The organism is Bacillus cereus group sp. BfR-BA-01430, from assembly GCF_022663115.1.
Taxonomy (GTDB): domain Bacteria; phylum Bacillota; class Bacilli; order Bacillales; family Bacillaceae_G; genus Bacillus_A; species Bacillus_A cereus_BD.
The window spans coordinates 1-2,082 of record NZ_JAKUEW010000041.1 but is presented as its reverse complement, the minus strand read 5'-3'; the positions used below and the strand labels follow the sequence as shown (position 1 = coordinate 2,082).

Here is a 2,082-nt window from a genome sequence, read left to right as displayed (position 1 = left end):
GAATACAATATGAACCGTGAAGAAACAGAATGGTTTAATAGGTTCATCAATATGGCAATGTGTTATATAAAACACTGTAGATTACAACAAATAAATAAAAGAGCAGCTAGCGAAAGCTAACTGCTCGACTCTTGGGTAAGTTAGTAAAAGGTTATCAACAGTATTGACGGAATTTTGAGTTTTATTCAGGTGAGGTAGAGGGATGGAAAATGAAAAATTAATCAAAGATATTATTAAATGTATTGAAAGTACGGACCCATATGAAGAAGGTCAAATATGTGCTGCTTTATTTGAAATAAAAGAATTAATAGAAAGAACAAAAGATATAAAAATCGATATGTAGGGGGAGAGGGAAAGTGGGAGTATATAATGTTACTTTTACCAAAATGAAAGTGTATGAATCAGTTGTTGAAGCGGAAACAATGGAAGAAATACTTCAAAACGTTTGCGATTTTCAACTGTCGGAGGACGACTTGGTAAAAACGGATATAGTGATTAACAATGTAAAAGAAGTGGGAATCAAAAAAGAACAAAAGTTCGGATAAAACAGCTTTCGAGATTGCGTTATAACCCATTTGTTTTTAAATCATAATGCAATAGGACTAGAATTGATTAAAACGCATTTTATGAGGTGTTAAGAGGCTTATATGGTTTTTAGGGTTGAAAAGCGTTTTTTAAAACAGAAAGGATGGAGATTATGAGCAATTTAAAGAAGAAAAAGTTAAAAAAGGCTATTTCTCGTCGTGCGAAAGAAATAGAGAAGCATAGAACTCAAGTTGCATGGAGAAATATTTTTGTACAGGCGGGGATCCTAAAATGAGTTCAGTTATTGAAGAGTTAGTAAACGATTTACTTGCTGCTGCAAGTGAAAATAAAAAACAAGCTGATATAGCATATAAAAAAGGCGATATAAGTTTATCTGGATATTATCGTGGAATAAGTGAAGCGAATCAATAAATAGCTGATAAAATTATCAAATCAATGTCTGTATACAATAAGGTATTACATTGATAGGTTCTGCGAGGAATTATTGACCAGTAGTGTACTGTGAAAGTAGGTGAATCATCATTTGTTTGACTGGTTGAAGGATTATCAAAAGTTAAAAGAGGAAATAGCATACTTGGAGTACAATCTAGAAAAAACAGAATTAGAGCTTGATCGTTGGGTAAATGGTGATTTACGAGAAGTTCGTCTAACAGAGGGTTCTAAAGGTGCGAGGGTAGAAGAAATGCTCGAACAAATTAAGAAAGAACTGTTTTTTAAAAAGGAACAAATGAATAAGCTTCTCGATTTAGTAAATGATTTTAAAGGGCTAGAAAATCAAATACTTAAGTTGAAATACATTGATGGGATGACACTGGAAGAAGTTGCAGAACATATGAATTACAGTGTTAGCCATATTAAAAAGAAACATGCAGAATTAGTAAGGTTAATTCAATTTATTGAGAAAAAAAGTATCATTTAGGTTCACTCCTAAAGTGAATCGAAACTATTGAAAAAATGATTTATAGTAATAGCATAGAAATTTAACGAAAGGGCAACTGGTGCACGGTTGCTCTTTTTATCGATAAATGATGAATGATGGGTGTAGGTAAAAGGGGTATTTTTTTGATATAATTAATAATAGAATGGGGGGGTGTTAATTATGGCATTAGAACAAGGATTAAATAAGCCTTATGATCAAGGTTTATATGTTAGCGATGCTAACAGTGCATTATATGATTATAAAGTTTTTCATAAAGATACGGATCATCTAACTTATATTATATTTACGAATTTAAGAACAGGAAAAACGTATGGACCAATGGAATTACCTGATGAAAATCTAGATCTTTCAGAAACCATTAAAGAATTTCTCGATAAAAAAGCTAGCGAGCTTTATCCGAATACTTGAATCTTAAAAGTCACACTCATATATGAGTTGTGGCTTTTTATTATGTGAAAATTACATAGGTGGTGTAATGAATGATAGACGAAATCAATTTAAATCATAGATATTGGTGTTTTGGAATTGACCAATATTATCCTTGTGGTGGGTTTGCTGATATTCATAAAACTACTGATTCTAAACAAGAAGCAATC

6 protein-coding genes are annotated in these 2,082 nt (G+C 31.7%); all 6 read left to right on the top strand.

Annotated elements, in window-relative coordinates:
- Positions 1-202: 202 nt before the first annotated feature.
- Positions 203-343, top strand: coding sequence for a hypothetical protein (locus tag MR058_RS22710; protein WP_242145932.1), 141 nt, complete (start codon positions 203-205; stop codon positions 341-343).
- A 13-nt stretch (positions 344-356) separates the two neighbouring features.
- The gene (locus tag MR058_RS22705; protein ID WP_242145931.1) at positions 357-545 is read left to right on the top strand and encodes a hypothetical protein; all 189 of its coding nucleotides are present in this window, start codon (positions 357-359) and stop codon (positions 543-545) included.
- Between the two features lie 152 nt (positions 546-697).
- Positions 698-820 carry a DUF3983 domain-containing protein gene (locus tag MR058_RS22700; RefSeq protein ID WP_242145930.1) on the top strand — a complete coding sequence of 41 codons (123 nt, stop codon included), beginning with the start codon at positions 698-700 and terminating at the stop codon, positions 818-820.
- Positions 817-957, top strand: a complete 141-nt coding sequence (locus tag MR058_RS22695) for a glyoxalase (RefSeq protein ID WP_242145929.1) — start codon at positions 817-819, stop codon at positions 955-957. The genes MR058_RS22700 and MR058_RS22695 overlap by 4 nt, the downstream gene beginning before the upstream one ends.
- A 112-nt stretch (positions 958-1,069) precedes the next feature.
- Positions 1,070-1,465: a sigma factor-like helix-turn-helix DNA-binding protein gene (locus MR058_RS22690; RefSeq protein WP_242145928.1), complete on the top strand. Its 396-nt coding sequence runs from the start codon at positions 1,070-1,072 to the stop codon at positions 1,463-1,465.
- 180 nt (positions 1,466-1,645) lie between these two features.
- A complete protein-coding gene (locus tag MR058_RS22685; protein WP_242136731.1) occupies positions 1,646-1,894 on the top strand; it encodes a hypothetical protein in 249 nt (82 codons plus the stop codon).
- The last annotated feature ends 188 nt before the right edge of the window (positions 1,895-2,082 follow it).